At 41.1% G+C, this 15,456-nt stretch carries 15 protein-coding genes; 4 read left to right on the top strand and 11 right to left on the bottom strand.

The window, feature by feature from the left end:
* Positions 1–152 precede the first annotated feature (152 nt).
* Together RDN93_RS19695 and RDN93_RS19690 are read left to right on the top strand one after the other, a co-directional pair.
* Complete coding sequence (locus tag RDN93_RS19695; RefSeq protein ID WP_308747065.1) at positions 153–1,826, top strand: long-chain fatty acid--CoA ligase; 1,674 nt, start codon at positions 153–155, stop codon at positions 1,824–1,826.
* A 159-nt stretch (positions 1,827–1,985) separates the two neighbouring features.
* Positions 1,986–2,207 carry a hypothetical protein gene (locus RDN93_RS19690; RefSeq protein WP_024987192.1) on the top strand — a complete coding sequence of 74 codons (222 nt, stop codon included), beginning with the start codon at positions 1,986–1,988 and terminating at the stop codon, positions 2,205–2,207.
* 101 nt (positions 2,208–2,308) lie between these two features.
* On the opposite strand, the gene RDN93_RS19685 is transcribed toward RDN93_RS19690, so the two are convergent.
* From RDN93_RS19685 to rpsF, 8 genes are all read right to left on the bottom strand, one after another.
* The gene (locus RDN93_RS19685) at positions 2,309–3,226 is read right to left on the bottom strand and encodes a sugar phosphate isomerase/epimerase (protein ID WP_308747064.1); all 918 of its coding nucleotides are present in this window, start codon (positions 3,224–3,226) and stop codon (positions 2,309–2,311) included.
* Positions 3,227–3,366: 140 nt separating this feature from the next.
* Positions 3,367–4,236 (bottom strand): DUF1080 domain-containing protein, encoded by an 870-nt coding sequence (locus tag RDN93_RS19680; protein WP_308747063.1) that lies wholly within the window; start codon positions 4,234–4,236, stop codon positions 3,367–3,369.
* A gap of 34 nt (positions 4,237–4,270) precedes the next feature.
* The gene (locus RDN93_RS19675; RefSeq protein ID WP_308747062.1) at positions 4,271–5,758 is read right to left on the bottom strand and encodes a Gfo/Idh/MocA family oxidoreductase; all 1,488 of its coding nucleotides are present in this window, start codon (positions 5,756–5,758) and stop codon (positions 4,271–4,273) included.
* Positions 5,759–5,769: 11 nt separating this feature from the next.
* Positions 5,770–6,882, bottom strand: a complete 1,113-nt coding sequence (locus RDN93_RS19670) for a Gfo/Idh/MocA family oxidoreductase (protein ID WP_308747061.1) — start codon at positions 6,880–6,882, stop codon at positions 5,770–5,772.
* 237 nt (positions 6,883–7,119) lie between these two features.
* Positions 7,120–8,787, bottom strand: coding sequence for a DUF6377 domain-containing protein (locus tag RDN93_RS19665; RefSeq protein ID WP_308747060.1), 1,668 nt, complete (start codon positions 8,785–8,787; stop codon positions 7,120–7,122).
* Between the two features lie 82 nt (positions 8,788–8,869).
* Positions 8,870–9,313 carry a 50S ribosomal protein L9 gene (rplI, locus tag RDN93_RS19660; RefSeq protein ID WP_308747059.1) on the bottom strand — a complete coding sequence of 148 codons (444 nt, stop codon included), beginning with the start codon at positions 9,311–9,313 and terminating at the stop codon, positions 8,870–8,872.
* A 14-nt stretch (positions 9,314–9,327) separates the two neighbouring features.
* Positions 9,328–9,600, bottom strand: a complete 273-nt coding sequence (gene rpsR, locus RDN93_RS19655; RefSeq protein ID WP_004307964.1) for a 30S ribosomal protein S18 — start codon at positions 9,598–9,600, stop codon at positions 9,328–9,330.
* 2 nt (positions 9,601–9,602) lie between these two features.
* Entirely contained in the window at positions 9,603–9,947 is a 345-nt protein-coding gene (rpsF, locus tag RDN93_RS19650) for a 30S ribosomal protein S6 (protein ID WP_308747058.1), read from the bottom strand.
* Positions 9,948–10,107: 160 nt separating this feature from the next.
* On the opposite strand from rpsF, the gene RDN93_RS19645 reads away from it, so the two are divergent.
* Positions 10,108–10,554: a MarR family winged helix-turn-helix transcriptional regulator gene (locus RDN93_RS19645; RefSeq protein ID WP_005678715.1), complete on the top strand. Its 447-nt coding sequence runs from the start codon at positions 10,108–10,110 to the stop codon at positions 10,552–10,554.
* Positions 10,555–10,694: 140 nt separating this feature from the next.
* Positions 10,695–10,871 carry a hypothetical protein gene (locus RDN93_RS19640; RefSeq protein WP_308747057.1) on the top strand — a complete coding sequence of 59 codons (177 nt, stop codon included), beginning with the start codon at positions 10,695–10,697 and terminating at the stop codon, positions 10,869–10,871.
* 81 nt (positions 10,872–10,952) lie between these two features.
* Here RDN93_RS19640 and RDN93_RS19635 read toward each other — a convergent pair whose 3' ends face one another.
* The 3 genes from RDN93_RS19635 to RDN93_RS19625 form a co-directional block, all read right to left on the bottom strand.
* Positions 10,953–11,654 (bottom strand): response regulator transcription factor, encoded by a 702-nt coding sequence (locus RDN93_RS19635; RefSeq protein ID WP_308747056.1) that lies wholly within the window; start codon positions 11,652–11,654, stop codon positions 10,953–10,955.
* Position 11,655: 1 nt separating this feature from the next.
* A complete protein-coding gene (locus RDN93_RS19630; RefSeq protein WP_308747055.1) occupies positions 11,656–13,212 on the bottom strand; it encodes a HAMP domain-containing sensor histidine kinase in 1,557 nt (518 codons plus the stop codon).
* Positions 13,213–13,477: 265 nt separating this feature from the next.
* Positions 13,478–15,456 (bottom strand): elongation factor G (locus RDN93_RS19625; RefSeq protein WP_308747054.1); only part of this gene is annotated, 1,979 nt, incomplete at its 5' end.

The following is a 15,456-nucleotide window of genomic DNA, read 5'->3' as shown; positions in this document are numbered from 1 at the left end:
AATAAACGGCTGTCTTATTTTGAAATACAGTGGTATCTATCATAAGCTGTTATAACACATATTTAGTGCAAAGTTACACATTATTATTAGTAAAACCCTTTTGGATACGAAAGTTTATTCCTATTTTTGCACAATTCACCAAAAAACGTGCAATGATTAAAGAGAATTTCATCAAACTATACGAAAATAGTTTTCGTGAGAATTGGGATTTGCCCTGTTATACCGATTACGGAGAAAATACCCAATATACGTATGGACAGGTAGCTGAAGAAATCGCCCGTTTACACTTGTTATTCAAGCATTGTAGCCTCCGCAGAGGAGATAAAATATCAGTTATCGGCAAAAATAACGCACACTGGTGCATCGCCTATATGGCAACCATCACCTATGGCGCAATTGTCGTGCCCATCCTTCAGGACTTTACTCCCAACGATGTTCATCATATCGTCAACCACTCCGAATCTGTTTTCCTGTTTACAAGCGACAGCATTTGGGAAAATCTGGAAGAAGAGAAATTACTCGGATTAAGGGGGGTATTTTCACTGACTGACTTCCGCTGCCTGTATCAGCGTGACGGAGAAACGATACAGAAATTCCTGAAGAACACCGATAAAGAAATGCACTCTTCTTATCCGAAAGGGTTTTCCCGCGAAGATGTGCAGTACACCACTTTGTCCAATGACAAAGTTATGCTCCTGAACTATACTTCCGGTACTACCGGCTTCAGCAAGGGAGTCATGCTGACTGGCAACAACCTCGCCGGAAACGTCACTTTCGGTATCCGTACCGAATTACTCAAAAAGGGAGACAAAGTGCTTTCCTTCCTTCCGCTCGCCCATGCTTATGGCTGTGCATTCGACTTTCTGACAGCAACAGCCGTCGGCACGCATGTCACCTTGCTTGGAAAAACTCCTTCGCCCAAAATCATCATGAAGGCTTTTGAGGAAGTGAAACCGAACCTGATTATCACCGTTCCGCTCGTCATCGAGAAAATATATAAGAATATCATCCAGCCTCTTATTAATAAGAAAGGAATGAAATGGGCGCTCAATATTCCTTTGCTCGACACGCAGATTTATAATCAGATACGCAAACGCCTGATTGACGCATTGGGCGGTCGTTTCAAAGAGATTATCATCGGCGGTGCAGCCATGGATAAGGAAGTGGAAGAGTTTTTCTATAAAATCAAATTCCCTTTTACCATCGGTTACGGAATGACGGAATGTGGTCCGCTTATCAGCTATGCTCCCTGGAATGAATTTGTATTAGGTTCTTCAGGAAAGATTCTGGATATTATGGAAGCCCGTATCTACAAAGAAAATCCGGAAGCGGAAGTGGGAGAAATACAGGTACGCGGTGAGAATACAATGGTAGGATATTATAAGAATCCGGAAGCCACACAGGAAGTATTCACTGAAGACGGCTGGTTGCGCACCGGTGACCTGGGAACAATGGATGCCAACGGCAATATTTTCATCCGCGGACGTCTCAAGACCATGATTCTGAGTTCAAGCGGGCAGAATATCTTTCCGGAAGAATTGGAAACGAAGCTCAACAGCCTGCCGTTTATCCTCGAAAGTATCGTCATCGAACGTAATAAGAAGTTGGTAGCACTCGTCTATGCCGATTACGAAGCACTGGATTCACTCGGTCTGAACAACCCTGACAACCTGAAAACAATCATGGACGAGAATCTCAAGAATCTGAACGCTAACGTAGCCGCTTACGAAAAAATCAGTAAGATACAACTCTATCCTACGGAGTTCGAAAAAACTCCGAAAAGAAGTATCAAAAGATACCTATATAACAGTATAGCTGTCGATTAATATGTTCTAAAACATAGAGAAAGAATGAGAAAGGGGCCAGTTACCAAAAAAAATATAAAAAAAGTTGGCTTTTCGAGAACAACATATTGAAAAAGTACATACCTTTGCAGCGTTTTAATAAAGCAATTGATTGTATTACGTTTTTAAAAAGCAAAGAAAATGAAAAAATTAGTTTTAATGGCAGTAGCTATCGTAGCTGTATCATTCGCATCATGTGGTAACAAAGCAGCAGACGCTGCAAAAGCAACTGCAGATTCTATCCGTATCGCTGACTCAATCGCAGCAGTAGAAGCAGCAGCTCTTGAAGCAGAACAGGCAGCAGCAGATACTACAGCAACTGATAGCGTAGCAGTAGAAGTAACTGAAACTGTAGCTGAATAATTCAGTAACAGCCTAGAGGGAATTGAAAGTCTGACATGCAAAGCATGCACAGACTTTTTTTATGCCTTATCGCAAGCAGTTTCTACTATTTAGAAAAGGAATTATTTTAAATAAGAACTCTTCACAAAGGGAGCATCCAATAAATAATCCAGACTCATCTCCACACTCTCCTCTACCGGAATACTGTATTTTTCAATCTCAGCTACAAGAAAGTTTACTCCTGCCGTCTTTGCATTCTTAAAGATAGCATCGAAACCTACCATTCCACTCTGCCCGATTTCCCTGTGGTCTTTGATATGGAATATCTTGAACCGACCCGGATATTTATTAAAATAATCTACCGGACTGTTTTGACCGCGAACCACCCAGTAAACATCCATCTGGAAGAAAACATATTCAGGATTCGTATGCTCCAGCATATAGTCATACATCACATTGCCCTCCACTTTCTGAAATTCATGGGCGTGATTATGATAACCGAACTGCAAACCCTGCCGTTTACAGCGTTTGCCTATTTCATTATAATAAGAGCAGTAAGTCTCCAAGTCCTTCAGCGTTTTAGGGACATCCATCCAGGGAGCTACGATATATTTCATTCCTGCCGCCTTATGGTCGGCGATACACCTATCCCACCATTCAAGTGATTTTGAATAATCACCGGAAGACAATTCTTCTTTTGACAAAGCACGTGTGCAATGCGAAGACAAGACTTTCATTCCGACCGATTCAACATCCTTCTTGAATTGCTGCGGTGTCCTATCATAAAATTTTCCATTATTATAATTGGCGGCTTCAACACCGGTATATCCCATTTTTGCCAATTTCTCGAGAATGGCAGTATAAGCCGGATCACATTTTCCGTCCTTATTGTCTACCTTATTCAATATATCTCTAACAGAATAGAGCTGAATAGCTACTTCTTTCTTTGCCTTTTTAGCTTTTTTCTTCGCTTGTGCAGTCATTGCAACCGGAATCATGAGAAAAACAGCCAAAGCACAGATGCACATTCGGGTTTTCATACAATAGTTAACAGGGGTTATAATTATTCAGTTTTTACATAAAAATCTTTTGGCGCGGATTACGCGGAGTATACGGTTGTTATAGAATAACAACAGTTAGAAAAACCGTGTTATCCACGCCTTTTTTCTTATGTGTGCGATTAGTCCAGAATCTTCACGCGGATATTGCGGAACCAGACATCATCACCATGATCCTGCAATCCGATAAATCCTTCATGGTTTTCGCCACCGCAGTTGTTCAGTAATTCAAATGCCAAAGGCCATTTTTCTTCGCTAAACTTACTTGCCTGCAACATATCTGTCCACTGTTTGGTCCACAAGTGATATTCCAATACGTTTTCATCGTTTTGACCGTGAACAACCGTGCCTTTATAAACCATAATCTTCGCCTTATTCCATTCGCCGAACGGTTTGGAATTTTGAGGAACTGCCGGAATCATGTCATACAAAGAAGCCGACTGACGATTACCGTCCTTACCCAATTTGGCATCCGGATGATTGGCATTGTCCAGCACCTGATATTCGGGCGCGGAAATATAAATAGGTTCAAGCACGTCATTGCCATCTTTATCTTTTGATGTAACCTCCTGAGCCAAATAGAAAATACCAGAATTACCACCCTTGGAAACTTTCCATTCCATTTCCAGTTCGAAGTTTTTAAACTTATGGGCAAAAATCAAGTCACCACCGTCACCGTCCTGAGCCTCACCGCCACCGGTTCCGTTGAATTTAATACAACCATCTTCAATTGTCCACTTGGTAGGAACACGATCCTTACCGTAACCACGCCATCCATTAAACGTCTCACCGTCAAAGATAGTGATATAACCATCTTTATCGACAGGTAAATTCAAGCTGTCCGCTTCCACTGCTTTCAATGATTTAGAATAAGACAATGCAACTTTGTCCGATGTCTGCCCGTCCTGGGCATTACCGGCTTTCTGACCACCGCAAGAAGTGAAAACTCCTGCTACTAAACAACAAGCTAAAGGATAAAAAACTTTTTTCATGATATTATTCTGTTATTTGATTAGGATATTCTTTTTATCTGGGCATATCAGGCAGCCTCCAGCCTTCACGATAATTATGCTTCACCAGCTCGGCTGCGAATTGTTTCGCATTCACCGGTTCTGTCCAAGTCTTGTCGAAAGTAGGATGGCCGTCATGAATCTTGAATCCGTCTTTCACACAAGTCCGTATCGTTTCATTATCACCAATGTTGGTAAAACACATATTAGCGCCATCCCATTCCAAAGTCTTGTTCAAACCTTGCAGACGGATAGCCAATACTCCCATCACTACCATCTCATTCATCGGGCCTGCTTCCGAGAAGTCAGATTTAGTCATGACGCGACTTGACTTGTCTTCTTTGCAAGCACGCACCCAGTCCATTTCGTGACCGCCATTCATGGCATTAGGCACACGACGGCAAACTTTCGGAGCATTAGGTTTACGACCGGAAAGCAACCAGGGATTCTGTCCATAACATCCGCAAATCAAGGTATCTTTCGTTCCGTGGAAAATTGTCAAACCTCCCCCACTCTGCATCAGTTGTTTTCCTTGCGGGAATCCCTTCGGACGTTCGGGCATCATACCACCATCATACCAATGGATTTCAACTTCCGGCATCGCCACTTTAGGCATATTATCACGGGCCGGGAAAATCATTTTCACATGCTGTGCCTGTGGAGCACAAGCACTCAGCAATAATGTAGAAGAGCCTTCTACCTTGGTAGGATATCCCAATTTCAAAGCTCTGAACGGTTGGTGCAGAATATGACACGCCATATCACCCAATGCACCTGTTCCATAATCCCACCATCCGCGCCAGTTCCAGGGATGATAAATTTCATTATACGGATTCAACTTAGCCGGACCGGTAAACAAATCCCAGTTCAGCGTACTAGGAATGCGGTCCGCCTTTTCTGGAGCATTCAGTCCTTGTGGCCAGATAGGACGGTCGGTAGCACATTCCACCTTAGTCACTTCACCTATTTCACCGTTCCATATCCATTCACAAACCAAATCCGTACCTTCATCGGAAGCACCCTGATTACCCATCTGAGTAGCAACGCCGGTTGAAGCAGCCAGTTTAGTCAGCAGACGAGACTCGTAAACAGAGTGGGTCAACGGTTTCTGGCAGAATACGTGCTTGCCCATTGTCATCGCATCAGCAGTGATAATAGCATGAGTATGGTCGGCAGTAGCAATGATTACCCCATCAATAGATTTGCCCATTTCATCGTACATCTTACGATAATCCCAGTATTTCTTTGCTTTCGGGAACTCGTCGAACACACCTTTTGCATATTTCCAATCCACATCGCAAAGAGCCACAATGTTTTCAGTGCCCTTCACTTTATTAATGTTGGCATGCCCCATGCCGCCAATACCCACGGCTGCAAGATTCAGTTTATCACTGGGAGCCACATGACCGTGACTCATACCTAAGATAGAACTCGGAGCAATGGTAATGCCTGCCAAAGCCATAGCGCCCGTTTTGAGAAAGTCTCTCCTCGAAATGTCTGACATAATTATTTGTTTTAAGGGTTCGTTATTTGTGGAAGATTACTGTGTAGCAATCCATATCCATTTTTCATATTTCTTCTCCGTTCACGGATTTGTTCCAACGTACGCAGATTACCGATAGCCGGCAAGTCGTGGGCACGTGTATCTTTCAGGAACGTCCACGCATATCCGGACGCTATGGCCGAATCACGCATCAACGGCAAGCGGGGACTACGCTGCCCGGTTATCACCGAATCTGCAAACAAGTCACATAATACATCTATATTCTTACCACCGAAAGGTTTTTCCACCTGAATAGTCTGGTTCACTCCGTGCAAATCGACAACGGCAGTATTGAAGTCATGTGTCATGCGGACTACTCCTTTGGTTCCGATTATATCTACATACGAATTATGTATCTGATCCTTAGACAATTGTCCATAGACAAAGCCCTGAGTAATATCGAAGACTACGCCATTCTGAAAAGTTCCGTGGCATTGCACCCACCAGGGGTCTTTATAATTCCACATATTCACCCCTTGGGCATTCCATGTCCGGTAATCACAACCGGCATACCAACGTGCTATATCTACATAATGCATTCCGCAATCATGGAAAGCAGGCCCTTCATATTCGTGCCCCTCACCCGGCGCTAATCCGGGAGTCATATGGCAAATGCGGATAATAGCCAATTCTCCTATTTCGCCTTGCCGGATATATTCCTTCATCAGATTATGATACCAGGAGTTACGCAAATACAAGTTCACGGTAGAAATAAGATTTGAATTTTCTGTCATTTCCACGACCTTCCATTCATTCTCCATTGTATCTGCAACAGGTTTTTCTGAAATAATATGCTTTCCGTAACGGATGGCTTTTTCTATCTGTCCCATTCGTGAGTCCGCCAAAGTGAAAAGTCCGACAACCTGCACACTGTCGTCTTCAAAAATACATTGATTATCCTCTACTATATGAGATTCCGGAGATAATTTCTCAGCCAATTGACGTGTTTTCGGATCGGTATCACAAATATAAGCAATGTTCCATCGCCCACTTTTCCGCATCGCCTCCCAATAGAATCTTCCCATTCTACCGAAACCGATTATACCGACCTTAATTCTTGTGCCTACTGAAGATTGCGTGTCCATAAAACATAGTGAATTTAAGTACAAAAAATGAATAAGTCATCAATTTTTCTGCCATCCGACAGATAAATCGAAAACCGATATTGCAAAACTAGCCAAATAAACAACGTTTTATCCGATTTAGATAACTTTGTGTAGATAAGAATTAGAGCTAATAGATTAGATATAAACCAATTATCATTTTCGGAAGGTCTAAAAAATGTAGATGTTCTGGAATGCTTTTTTTCTTTATGACAGCAATTATTTCTCTTGAGTTGAACTTATTTTCATAATTTCATTCTCAAATGCATCTCTGTCGACTGCCGCTTTATTTCTCATTCGCGTGCGATAGTTATAAACCGTACTCGTTGAGCAGCGAAGAAAATTTGCAATCTTGCCACTGTCGGTAATTCCCAATCGCAGCAGTGCATAAATACGAAGTTCCCTGTTCAATAATGCATCCGGTTTCAAGACAATCTGCTCTTCATCTTTCAACAAAGCATTAAAATCAGAAACAAAAGTCGGATACAGACCCAAAAAGACCTTATCGAAACGGGCGTACAAAGCGGATAATTCTTCGTCAATAAGTGTGGATGATTTTAATTTCTTGATTAGCTCTTCGTAGTATCTGTTGATAGCATACTTATACAGTACATTCTGGTATTTCTCCATCTTGCTAATATAGCTGAAACATACATCAAAAAATTCAGCAATATAATGCTCTTTCACATTACTAATTTCGCACAACTGACTATTCGTATCATTCAATTGGCTATTCATAGCATTCAACTTCTCATTCAACTTCAACAGTTTCTCGTTACTTTGCGCCAACGCCCGCTTTATCCTCAGAATTTTCCGCATTTGAAAATAGATGCATATCACCAACAAGACTAAGAGAAAAAGGATAATACTGGTTGAAATAAGGAAAGTAACTAAATTTTCCCTTGACCTTGCTTGCTCCGTCTGATAAGCCGAATTGATAATAGAATAGAATTTATAAATTTCCATCGCACGAAAATGAATTCCTGAAGAAACGACATCATCAATAGCGGATTGTGTAAATTTAAAAGCATCAGCCAGTTTCTTGTCTTCATACTGTATCAATGCCAATGCCTGCAAAGAAGCAGTCTCGCGTGTAGCATTCTGAATATCCGCAATGGCAGACAGCATATAATATTTCTTCACCTCATCCGGCCGATTGAGAAACCTGTACATTCCTGCACACGAATGAGTAATCATGGCATAGTTAGGCGAGCCGACCTCTTCCGTCTCCAGCAATTCCCTGATTATCTCCTTCGCCTTAACAGAATCATTTCTGCTATAATAATATGCTCTGGACAGTTTATAATCAAAAGAATTATGGTCAAGGAGTGCTAATAATGAATCCTGATAAGCCGCTCGTTGTTTTCCATACCGATTGTTGGTGGTAGAGATAGAATAATATTCCCAGAACCGGGAGTAGGTTTCATAATAGACAGGCAATAGTTCATGGGGAAGTTCCGATGTTTTTATATTTTCAAGAATAAATTCCGCATCCTTGTACCTTCCACACATCGAATACAGAAGGCTAAGTTGTAAGGACGACTCGTACTTTAAATAAGTCCTATTCATCCGACGGGCAATCTCAACATTCCTGTCTATATAATGGATTGCCGAATCTACAACAAATTTTCTGTACTCATTATAGAGTTGGACGTTAATCTTGTATTCCTGCTCCAAAGTTAAATTAGAAGCTTTCAATTTACATTTGATTCGATTAATCCGCGCCTCTTTTTTATGAACAAAGACAGACTTTCCATCTATCATCCTATGCAATGAGTCCGTCAACAATTTCAATTCGTTGTTTGCATAAAGATTACCACCGGCAACACTCAAGGTAACCAGCAGTAAAAAAAATCCCTTCTTTAATAAACAACGTCTGAATTTCATATTATTAGTACAGCAGGGAATAAAAAAAAGCGATTTATTCCTTCAGAACAAATCGCTTTTCATATATGAAGTAAATTTGCTCTTATTCAGCAACTACTTCGAAAGGAATTTCTACCGAAACTTCCTTGTGAAGTTTAACAATAGCCTTATAGCTACCAACTTCTTTCACAGCGTCTTTTACAACGATGATCTTTCTGTCAACTTCATGACCCAGCTTAGACAAAGCCTCAGCGATCTGGATGTTACCAACAGAACCGAAGATAGTACCGGTTGAGCTAACTTTAGTTGCAATAGTCAAAGTCACGCCTTCCAACTTAGCAGCAACAGCCTCAGCATCTTTCTTGATTTTCTCAAGTTTGTGAGCGCGTTGTTTCAGTTCTTCAGCCAACATTTTCTTTGCAGAAGGAGAAGCGATGACAGCTTTTCCAGTCGGGATCAGATAATTACGACCGTATCCGGATTTCACGTTTACGATATCGTTCTTATAACCCAAGTTTACTACGTCTTCTTTCAATATAATTTCCATACTTTTCCTCCTTCTTATTTCATCATGTCAGTTACATAAGGCAACAATGCCAAGTGACGAGCTCTCTTCACAGCCTGCGCGATACGACGTTGGAACTTCAGAGAAGTACCTGTGATACGACGCGGAAGGATTTTACCTTGTTCATTCAAGAATTTCTTCAAGAATTCAGGATCTTTGTAGTCGATGTACTTAATACCGCTCTTTTTGAAACGGCAGTATTTTTTCTTCTTAACGTCTACTGACGGCGGAGTTAAATATCTGATTTCTGATTGAACTTGTTGTGCCATGATTAATCCTCCTTTTTGTTTGATTTAACACTTCTTCTCTTAGCAGCATATTCTGCAGCATACTTATCCATCTTGAAAGTCAAGAAGCGGATAACGCGTTCATCACGACGGAAGTTTACTTCCAACTTGTCAATTACAGTAGGTTCTGCATTGAACTCAATCAGTTGATAGAAACCTGTAGACTTTTTCTGGATTGGATAAGCCAATTTCTTCAGTCCCCAGTTCTCTTCATTGATAATCTCAGCACCTTCAGCTTGAAGAATACCTTTGAATTTTTCTACCGCTTCCTTCATCTGAACATCAGATAAAACGGGAGTTAAAATGAAAACGGTTTCGTATTGATTCATACTTCGTTTAATTAAATAAATAATTCTTTGATTTTTAAATGCGGGTGCAAAGTTAGGGAATTTATTTTGAACTACAAATATTTAATCTTTTTTTGTATCCTAATGTAGGAATTATCCGAGAAGTGGTTTACCTTTGCAAAGTTGTTTAAACAATAATTTCATGATAGAGCAATTCAACTTCGACATCCGGCTTATTTTTGCCATACTGAATGGCAAGGTTTCTGCGGCAATCAACCGTAAACTGTACCGTAACTTCCGCCAGAACGGTTTGGAAATCAGTCCCGAGCAATGGACGGTACTCATTTTTCTGTGGGAAAAAGACGGCGTGACACAACAAGAGTTGTGTAATGCAACTTTTAAAGACAAGCCCAGCATGACCCGCTTGATTGACAATATGGAACGGCAGCATCTTGTAGTACGCATTTCCGACAAGAAAGACCGCCGTACCAACCTGATCCATCTCACCAAAGATGGAAAAGAACTGGAAGAAAAAGCACGCATCATTGCCGGACAGACTTTGAAAGAAGCGCTTCACGGCATTACTCTCGAAGAATTAAGCATCGGGCAGGAAGTATTGAAAAAGGTATTCTTCAACACGAAGGATTAAACAGAGAAACAGACCTTTAAATCATAAAATCCACTAAATCCTATCTTTATAATGGATTTTTTATTTAAATAATTTCGCCCGTTAAAGAATTATGCTTTAATTTGTGACTGGAATATAATAATCTATTAAAATACACACACATGAAAGGTTTATTAAAGAACTTGGGATTGATCTTAATCTTGGTCGGAGTAGTTATCCTGCTGGGTTGTTCCTTTACAGGCAATGTAAACAACAACGCTATCCTGGGTACCTCAGTAGTACTGGTAGTACTGGGACTCATTTCTTATATAGTTATCAATAAGAAGATCGCTGATTAATTTCGTAGAAATCAATAAAAAATCCCGGAAACGAATGTTTCCGGGATTTTTTATTTGTGGTTATCTAATAATGTAACCTCATCAAGATTCAACTTCCGGTGTAATCAGTTTATAACCTTTTCCGTGGATATTAATGATTTCGATAGAATCGTCTTCCTTCAGGTGCTTACGCAGTTTCGTAATATATACATCCATACTGCGGGCATTGAAATAGTTATCGTCAATCCAGATAGTCTTCAATGCAAAGTCACGTTGCAGAATCTCATTGGCGTGAGCGCAAAGCAATCCGAGCAATTCAGATTCTTTGGTAGTCAACTTAGTCTGCTTGCCTTCCGAAGCCAGAATTTGTTTCTGAGTATCGAAAGTAAACTTACCGATCTTATAGATATTACTTTCTTTGTTCTTCTTTCCGCGAACACGTCTCAGGATTGCTTCAATTCTGAACGTCAATTCTTCCATACTGAACGGTTTGGTGATATAATCATCCGCACCAATCTTAAATCCTTCCAGAATATCTTCTTTCAGAGTTTTCGCAGTCAGGAAGATAATAGGGATTTCAGCATTCGCTGCACGGACATCCTGTGCCAGTGTGAAGCCATCTTTCTTAGGCATCATTACGTCAAACACGCACAAGTCATATTTATTCTTCAAGAAAGCCTTATAACCGGCTTCTCCATCAGGATATAACTCAGCAGAATAACCTTTTGCCTGTAAATATTCTCTTAAAAGCATGCCAAGATTTTCGTCATCCTCGCATAATAAAATACGCAGTTTCTCGTCCATATCAATTATTTTTTAATAAAGGTAATGCAATAATAAATTTAGTTCCCACGTTCAGGTCGCTTTCTGCCCGGATGGTTCCCTTATGCTCTACGATAATTTTCTTCACATAAGCCAATCCCAGTCCAAATCCCTTCACATCGTGCAGATTACCCGTATGCACACGATAGAACTTTTCAAATATCTTTTTCAGGTTCTCCTTCTTGATTCCAATACCATTGTCCTGTATCGAAATCATCAGTTTGCCCGATTCATTCCACGTTCTCACTTTCAGCTCCAAATCCTCTTCCGGCTTCTTATATTTCACCGCGTTGTCCATCAGATTAAAGATTACATTTGTGATATGCATCTCATCTGCAAATATAACAGGGTCAGTAGCCTCAAGGTTCGATGTTATCTTACCATTATATCGTTCCACTTTCAGTGTAAAGGTATTGATAACTCCCGCTATCAGTTCATTCGCATCAATCTCCTTCATCTTTAAAGTCGCCTTCTGACGGTCGAACATTGACATCTGGAGTACCTTCTCTACCTGGAAGCGCAAGCGCTTGGTTTCATCATTAATAACTCCCGATATATGCTGGAACATCTGCGGGGATTTTCCCACCGCGGGGTCTTTCAGCATCTGCGCCGCCAATGAAATGGTGGATATCGGCGTTTTAAATTCGTGCGTCATATTGTTGATAAAGTCATTCTTCATCTCTGTCAACTTCTTCTGACGGAATACGATATAAATCGTAAAGATGAATGTCACCAGCAATACCATCGTAAATATCAACGACGGAATCATGAAACTGATCGAGTCAAAAAGATAATCCCTTCTTCCCGGGAAATGCACTTTCAATACACTCATCTTTGCAGGCGGATCGTTCTTGAACAATGCCTGCTGATAGAATTCATCACTCCCCTTTCCGTCATAATCCGCACAACGGTAGACTTCCCGTCCATCCTTATCAATCACCGTAAAGTGAAAAGGTAAGTCTATACCATTATTATATAAGTTCGATTTCAGATAACCGTTCAAGTCTCCGAACCGTACTCTATCTCCAATCGACTTGTCACTTGCCCGGTAAATCATCTGCCAAACCACTTCATTCAGCAATTCGCGTTGATACATATATCGGTTTTTGATAGCCTCTATCAATGAACGCGAGGTTTCCGGAATAGTTTTTGTTCCCCTGTAAGGAGAAATCATAGCTTTCGGAAGTTCAGATGGTTTGGTAGTCATCACTTTCAACTCAAAATCCGTATATACCTTTCCATCTTTAGACTTCATCGTAAACCGTTGCGTCTGCTGAACCAAATCATTCTGCTGCAATGAAGCATTGTTCTCAATCAGAGCCTTTCTCTCAGCTTCAGAAACATCTTCAATCAACCAACGTTGCGTTTCCGCATATTCCACATCCTTGGAAACTTGATCCAGGCTATTGCGTACAGCCGAATCAAACTGTTCCTTCCGGGTCTTCATCATTTCCTCTATATAACTGACCTGTAAATACAGCAAACTGAGGAAGGAAAGCCCCATTACAATACCTAATATCCAAATTGTTGACTTCTTCATAGCAACAAAATTAACACTCCCTAATTAACACTCCTAATCCATTAACTTGATTTAACCGGAACTTCCCGGAAATTAACCGAAAGGAGATATTTAGGTCGTATTCTGATTACTACAACAATATTAGCCCTCCTTTGGTTTGCAAATTTAATAAAAAATTAAATCTTTTCCTTGCGTTTCTCCATCTTTATTAATCATAGTTAAACAAAAACCGCCCTCTTTTACTTAAAAAAGAAGACGGTTTTAACACTATTAAGAAAATTACGAATTATTCTTCGGTTTGTTTAGCCTCGAAATCTTTAATTAACTTATCCTGAACATCTGACGGAACAAGCTCATAACTAGAGAATTTCATGATGAACGAAGCACGTCCGCCGGTAAGCGAGCTAAGTGCCGTCGAATAGGAAGACATTTCTTTCAAAGGTACTTTAGCAACCAGTTTCTCAAAACCTTTCTCGCTACTCATACCCATAATCATGGCACGACGTCCCTGAAGGTCACCCATCACATCTCCCATCCTGTCGGACGGTACAAACACTTCCACATCATAAATCGGTTCCAGAATTTTCGGACCTGCATTCTTGAACGCTTCGCTAAAGGCATTACGTCCGGCAAGCATGAAGGAGATTTCATTAGAATCTACCGGATGCATCTTGCCATCATAAACAATGACACGCACATCACGGGCATACGAACCGGTCAACGGGCCTTGTTCCATACGAGACATGATACCTTTCATAATGGCAGGCAGGAAACGGGCATCGATAGAACCACCCACGATACTATTGATAAATACGAGCTTGCCGCCCCATTCCAACGGTACCTCTTCAGTCCCTCTTACAGTAATCTTAAATTCCTGTCCGTTGAACTTATAAGTATCGGGCACAGGCATACCTTCTTTATAAGGTTCTACAATCAGATGAACCTCACCGAACTGGCCGGCTCCGCCGGATTGTTTCTTATGGCGATAATCAGCACGTGCAGCTTTCGTAATCGTTTCGCGATACGGAATCTTCGGTTCTTCGTATTTCACCTGAAGTTTTTCATTGTTTTCCAACCGCCATTTCAATGTACGAAGATGGAACTCTCCCTGTCCGTGCACCAATGTCTGTTTCAATTCTTTTGATTGTTCGATTACCCACGTCGGATCCTCTTCGCGCATACGGTTCAAGATGGTCATCATCTTTTCCACATCCGCTTCGTTCACCGGTTTGATAGCACGGGAATATTTAGAATTCGGATATTTGATAAAGTTGAATTTATAATCGCAATCCTTGCCATTCAGTGTATTACCGGTCTTCACGTCTTTCAGTTTCACGGCAGCGCCAATATCACCGGCCTGCAATTCTTCCACTTTCACACGGTTGCCACCGGCCACCACATAAATCTGCGCAATCCGCTCTTTCGAACCACGATCGGCATTCAGCAAATCATCTCCCTCATGAACTTTACCGCTCATAACTTTAAAATAAGAGACCTCACCGATATGCGGTTCCACACTTGTTTTGAAGAAATAAAGAGATTCCGGCCCGTTTGAATCAGGAGCCACTTCCTTGCCGTCCGTATTCTCTACCTTAGGCATTTCAGAAACAAAAGGAACTACATTACCCAAAAATTCCATCAAACGACGGACGCCCATATCCTTACCGCCACAAACGCAGAATACAGGAAACATTCCTCTGGCAATCAACCCTTTGCGGATGCCTTCACGCATTTCGTCTTCCGAAAGAGATTCCTGCTCGAAGAATTTCTCCATCAGACCTTCGTCATTTTCGGCAGCGGCTTCCACCAATGCTTTATGCATTTCCATCGCCTTATCCATTTCTTCTGCCGGAATATCTTCAATCGTTGGAGCACCGCCTTCGGGTTTCCACGAATATTTCTTCATCAACAGTACGTCAATCAAAGCATTAAAGCCCGGACCTGTACTGATAGGATATTGGATGGGAACAACTTTTGAACCATAAGCTTCTTTCAGTTGTTCAAGGATGTTATCATAGTCGCATTTTTCATTATCAAGCTGGTTGACTAGAAAAATAACTGGCTTATTCAATTTTTCAGTATATCGGAAATGATTTTGCGTACCGACTTCGACACCATATTGGCCATTGAGAAGAATAATTGCAGTGTCGGTCACATTTAATGCAGTTACTGTACTGCCTACGAAATCGTCCGAACCCGGACAGTCAATGATATTAAGTTTTTTATTATTCCATTCTACATGGAGAACGGTGGAGAAAACGGAGT

The organism is uncultured Bacteroides sp. (assembly GCF_902491285.1).
Lineage (GTDB): Bacteria > Bacteroidota > Bacteroidia > Bacteroidales > Bacteroidaceae > Bacteroides.
This window is presented reverse-complemented; position numbering and strand designations above follow the sequence as displayed.

Coding starts and splice junctions, on each gene's coding strand:
- RDN93_RS19640 (WP_308747057.1), top strand. CDS start 10,695: ATGAAAGGTTTATTAAAGAACTTGGGATTGATCTTAATCTTGGTCGGA.
- RDN93_RS19630 (WP_308747055.1), bottom strand. CDS start 13,212: ATGAAGAAGTCAACAATTTGGATATTAGGTATTGTAATGGGGCTTTCC.
- RDN93_RS19645 (WP_005678715.1), top strand. CDS start 10,108: ATGATAGAGCAATTCAACTTCGACATCCGGCTTATTTTTGCCATACTG.
- RDN93_RS19685 (WP_308747064.1), bottom strand. CDS start 3,226: ATGAAAACCCGAATGTGCATCTGTGCTTTGGCTGTTTTTCTCATGATT.
- RDN93_RS19635 (WP_308747056.1), bottom strand. CDS start 11,654: ATGGACGAGAAACTGCGTATTTTATTATGCGAGGATGACGAAAATCTT.
- RDN93_RS19695 (WP_308747065.1), top strand. CDS start 153: ATGATTAAAGAGAATTTCATCAAACTATACGAAAATAGTTTTCGTGAG.
- RDN93_RS19675 (WP_308747062.1), bottom strand. CDS start 5,758: ATGTCAGACATTTCGAGGAGAGACTTTCTCAAAACGGGCGCTATGGCT.
- RDN93_RS19680 (WP_308747063.1), bottom strand. CDS start 4,236: ATGAAAAAAGTTTTTTATCCTTTAGCTTGTTGTTTAGTAGCAGGAGTT.
- rpsR (WP_004307964.1), bottom strand. CDS start 9,600: ATGGCACAACAAGTTCAATCAGAAATCAGATATTTAACTCCGCCGTCA.
- rpsF (WP_308747058.1), bottom strand. CDS start 9,947: ATGAATCAATACGAAACCGTTTTCATTTTAACTCCCGTTTTATCTGAT.
- RDN93_RS19690 (WP_024987192.1), top strand. CDS start 1,986: ATGAAAAAATTAGTTTTAATGGCAGTAGCTATCGTAGCTGTATCATTC.
- RDN93_RS19670 (WP_308747061.1), bottom strand. CDS start 6,882: ATGGACACGCAATCTTCAGTAGGCACAAGAATTAAGGTCGGTATAATC.
- RDN93_RS19665 (WP_308747060.1), bottom strand. CDS start 8,787: ATGAAATTCAGACGTTGTTTATTAAAGAAGGGATTTTTTTTACTGCTG.
- rplI (WP_308747059.1), bottom strand. CDS start 9,313: ATGGAAATTATATTGAAAGAAGACGTAGTAAACTTGGGTTATAAGAAC.